Genomic DNA, 4,436 nt, shown 5'->3' with positions numbered 1-4,436 from the left:
GTGCGGCGGGGGCGGGCAGGTGGGAGGCCTGCCAGGTGAGGGCGAAGGCGATCCGTTCGCCCTCGCCGACGGTGAAGTCGGCGTAGGTGGTCAGGTCGCGGCCGTAGGTCTCGGCGACGCCGTCGAGCCAGACCGAGTCGGGGCCGGCCACGGCGACCGTGCGGTGGCCGCCGTCGGCCTGCTCGACCCGGTGCACCCAGGGCACGATCCGGCCGTAGCTGAACCGCATGCGCACGGCGGAGCGCATCCGGACCCGGCCCTTGATGCCTTCGACGATGCGGATCATCTGCGGGACGTCGGGGGTGCCGAGCAGGTGCCGGGGCGGCATGAAGTCGATCACCCGGACGCTGCCGCCCTGGGTGTCCCACTCGTTCTCCAGGATCAGCGAGTCGCCGCGGTAGCGGCGGCGGTCGCTGGGCAGGGCGGGGGCGGCGGCGGTGACCGGGGGGATCCGCAGGTCGCCGGTGTCGGTGAGGGCGTCGTGCGGTGCGGGCGGGGCCGAGGGGCTGGTCACCGGTTCTGCGGGGCCGATCCGCCAGAAGCCGTGTTCATCGGTGCCGAGCAGGCCCGCGAAGACGGCCGGCGAGTCGAATCTCGGCAGGCAGAGCCAGTCGACCGCGCCGTCCCTGCTGACGAGCGCGGCGGTCTGCATGTCCCCGATGAGTGCGTAGTCCTCGATACGGCCGGCCACGTGGATCTCCAGTTCGCAATTTGTGCTCGGCGACGACCGACGGTGGAGCGCGGGGTCTGCGGGGCCGGAGTGCTCGGGGCGGCACTGTGAGACCCGTGGGTGTGGAGGGACTCGCGGGGTGACCGCACGGGGTTGTGGTGGGCCCCTGGGGCGAGCGGGAGGAACTGGTACGGGAGGTTCCGGTCGCGCATCGGGGACCGAGAGGTGCCGTCCGGACCCCCTCGCCCTCCGCGTGCTCTGCTGTCGGCGATGCGTCCGTGCAGGATACGTCGAGTGGCCGGGCCGGGGCACGCGCAGCGGCTCCGGTCCGGACGCACTCACACCAATAGATCAACAGTGACGTGCGCCGCGGCCGCGCGAAACCACCCGGTCCGGCCATCCGGAGATGATCCTTCCGGGCCATCCGCACCACCCGCCCGCGCGCTGCGGCGAGCCGCCCGTGACGGGCGCCGGCGGGCGCGCCGGGCCCCGGCCGAACGCGTCCTGTCCAGGTCGCTGATACCCTGGTATCCCGTGGACTGGTGGGAAAACCACCTCGGATCCGCCGACTCGACGACCCCGCCGGGCCTCCCGGCCGAGCACCTCCTCCCCGTCACGAAGGGAGGGCCGCTCCTCGTCGGGGCGACGGCGGACCGCCCGGGTGAACCGCCCACCGGCGTCACCCTCGACACGCGACCCACGGGAGCCCCCTCTTGGCACAGCCCCATTCCGGCAAGGCGGCCAGCAGCCGCGCCGTGACGACCAAGCACCTCTTCGTCACCGGGGGTGTCGCCTCTTCGCTCGGCAAGGGCCTCACCGCCTCGAGCCTCGGTGCGCTGCTCAAGGCGCGCGGCCTGCGCGTGACCATGCAGAAGCTCGACCCGTACCTGAACGTGGACCCGGGCACCATGAACCCGTTCCAGCACGGCGAGGTCTTCGTCACCGACGACGGCGCCGAGACCGACCTGGACATCGGCCACTACGAGCGGTTCCTGGACACCAACCTGCACGGCTCGGCCAACGTCACCACCGGCCAGGTCTACTCCACGGTGATCGCCAAGGAGCGCCGCGGCGAGTACCTGGGCGACACCGTCCAGGTCATCCCGCACATCACCAACGAGATCAAGTCCCGGATCCGCCGGATGGCGACCGAGGACGTGGACGTGGTGATCACCGAGGTCGGCGGCACCGTCGGTGACATCGAGTCGCTGCCGTTCCTGGAGGCGGTCCGCCAGGTCCGCCACGAGGTCGGCCGGGACAACGTGTTCTTCGTGCACGTCTCCCTGCTGCCGTACATCGGCCCCTCGGGCGAGCTGAAGACCAAGCCGACCCAGCACTCGGTCGCGGCCCTGCGCAACATCGGCATCCAGCCGGACGCCATCGTGCTGCGCGCCGACCGCGAGGTGCCGCAGGCCATCAAGCGCAAGATCTCGCTGATGTGCGACGTGGACGAGGAGGCCGTGGTCGCGGCCATCGACGCCAAGTCGATCTACGACATCCCCAAGGTGCTGCACGGCGAGGGCCTGGACGCCTACGTGGTGCGCCGCCTCGACCTGGCCTTCCGGGACGTGGACTGGACCGTCTGGGACGACCTGCTGCGCCGGGTCCACGAGCCCCAGCACATCGTCAAGGTCGCGCTGGTCGGCAAGTACATCGACCTGCCCGACGCGTACCTGTCGGTCACCGAGGCGCTGCGCGCGGGCGGTTTCGCCAACAACGCGCGGGTCGAGATCAAGTGGGTCGCCTCGGACGACTGCCTGACCCCCGAGGGCGCCCAGGAGCAGCTCGGCGACGTGGACGCGGTCTGCATCCCCGGCGGCTTCGGTGACCGCGGGGTGGACGGCAAGGTCGCCGCGATCACCTTCGCCCGGGAGAACAAGGTCCCGCTGCTGGGCCTGTGCCTGGGTCTGCAGTGCGTGGTCATCGAGGCGGCCCGCAACCTGGCCGGCCTGCCGGAGGCCAACTCCACCGAGTTCGACGCGGCCGCCAAGTACCCGGTCATCTCCACCATGGCCGAGCAGCTGGCGATCGTCGACGGCAAGGGCGACCTGGGCGGCACCATGCGCCTGGGCCTGTACCCGGCCAAGCTCGCCGAGGGCTCGATCGTGCGCGAGGTCTACGGCGGCGAGCAGTACGTGGACGAGCGCCACCGCCACCGCTACGAGGTCAACAACGCCTACCGCGCCGACCTGGAGAAGACCGGCCTGCAGTTCTCCGGCCTGTCCCCCAAGGGCGACCTGGTCGAGTACGTCGAGTACCCGCGCGAGGTCCACCCCTACCTGGTCGCCACCCAGGCGCACCCGGAGCTGAAGTCGCGTCCGACCCGCCCGCACCCGCTGTTCGCGGGTCTGGTGGCGGCCGCCATCAAGATCAAGACCGGCGCCGAGCAGGCGTAGTCGCACCCGACGGCGGCCACCCGGGGATCCCCCGAGTGGCCGCCGTCGTGTTGTCCGTCCCCGGCGGCGATGGCATAGATTGTGTCGCACTGACGAAAAGGGGATTCGCGATGACCGACGTGCAGCAGTCCACGACCGAGGTGCAGCAGCAGATCCGGGACCTGGAGGAGCAGTGGCCGGTCCGGGCCACCGAGACCCCGTTCCAGGGCCGGGTCACGGGGGTGCGGACGGACGAGGTCCTGATGCCCGACGGCAGCTACGCCCGCCGCGACTACCAGACGCACCCCGGCTCGGTCTCGGTGCTCGCCCTCGACGACCAGCAGCGGGTGCTGATCCTGCGCCAGTACCGCCACCCGGTGCGCCAGCGGTTGTGGGAACTGCCGGCCGGCCTGCTGGACGTGCCGGGGGAGAACCCGCTGCACGCCGCCCAGCGCGAGCTCTACGAGGAGGCCCACCTGCGGGCCCGCCGGTGGCGCGTCCTGGTGGACTTCTACACCTCGCCCGGCGGCACCGACGAGGCGCTGCGGCTGTTCCTGGCGACCGACCTGGCCGACGCCGAGGGCGAGCGCTACGCCGCGCACGGCGAGGAGCTGGAGATCGAGACCGCCCGGGTGCCGGTCGAGGAGCTGGTCCGGCTGATCCTGGCCGGCGGACTGCACAACCCGACCCTGATCACCGGCACCCTCGCGCTGTACGCGGCCCTCACCGGCCCGGGCCTGGACTCGCTGCGGCCGGCCGACGTGCCGTGGCCGGCCCGTCCCTTCCCGGCCGCCTGACGCGGCACCCCGTCCGGGCCCGCGCCGCCGGGCCGCCGCCGTTCGGGTGCGTCCGGTGGCGGTTGTTGATCCGCCGGGGTGATTTGCCCGTTGGTACTACCGGGCGGCAGCTCGGCACCGCGGTGCGCGCGAACTACGCTTCGCGGACAGGGTCCCTCGTACCGGGCCCGGTCTGCTGGGCGACTGGTCGGGAGTGGCGCAGGTGGCGAGGAAGACGGCGACGGTGGACGCACCGCCCCCCGGGTCCCAGGTGACCGACATGCTGCCCGCGGGGGCGGAGCCGTTCGTCGGCCGCCGTACCGAGCTGGCCGCGCTGGCGGCCGCCGCCGCGCGGCCGGTGCCGGGCCGCGGCCGGCTGGTGGTGCTCGCGGGCAGGCCCGGTTCGGGCCGCACCGCGCTCGCCGTCCGGTACGCCCGCACCGCGGCCGCCGAGTTCCCGGACGGCCTGCTGTTCGCCCGGCTGTCCGCACCCGACGGCAGCCCGGTCGAGCCCGGCCGGGCCGCCCGCCGCCTGCTGGAGCAGCTGGACGCGGTGCCCGAGGGGCTGCTGCCCGCCGACCCCGGGGCCGAGGACCCGGCCTGTGCGGCGCTGCG

4 protein-coding genes are annotated in these 4,436 nt (G+C 73.0%); 3 read left to right on the top strand and 1 reads right to left on the bottom strand.

The annotated features are described in order from the left end of the window. On the bottom strand, window positions 1–652 hold a 652-nt coding region (locus AA75_RS52885; protein ID WP_233289357.1), incomplete at its 3' end, for a trehalase-like domain-containing protein. A gap of 731 nt (window positions 653–1,383) precedes the next feature. Here AA75_RS52885 and AA75_RS37260 point away from each other — a divergent pair. The 3 genes from AA75_RS37260 to AA75_RS37250 form a co-directional block, all read left to right on the top strand. Then, window positions 1,384–3,066: a CTP synthase gene (locus AA75_RS37260; RefSeq protein ID WP_304441510.1), complete on the top strand. Its 1,683-nt coding sequence runs from the start codon at window positions 1,384–1,386 to the stop codon at window positions 3,064–3,066. 110 nt (window positions 3,067–3,176) lie between these two features. Further along, complete coding sequence (locus AA75_RS37255) at window positions 3,177–3,842, top strand: NUDIX hydrolase (protein ID WP_051814090.1); 666 nt, start codon at window positions 3,177–3,179, stop codon at window positions 3,840–3,842. A gap of 202 nt (window positions 3,843–4,044) precedes the next feature. Further along, window positions 4,045–4,436, top strand: a 392-nt coding sequence (locus AA75_RS37250; RefSeq protein WP_233289354.1) for an AAA family ATPase, incomplete at its 3' end; no start/stop codon positions are given.

It is taken from the genome of Kitasatospora sp. MBT63 (genome assembly GCF_000710465.2).
Lineage (GTDB): Bacteria > Actinomycetota > Actinomycetes > Streptomycetales > Streptomycetaceae > Kitasatospora.
Note: the sequence above shows the minus strand (reverse complement) of the source record. Positions and strands in the feature narration are given on the sequence as shown.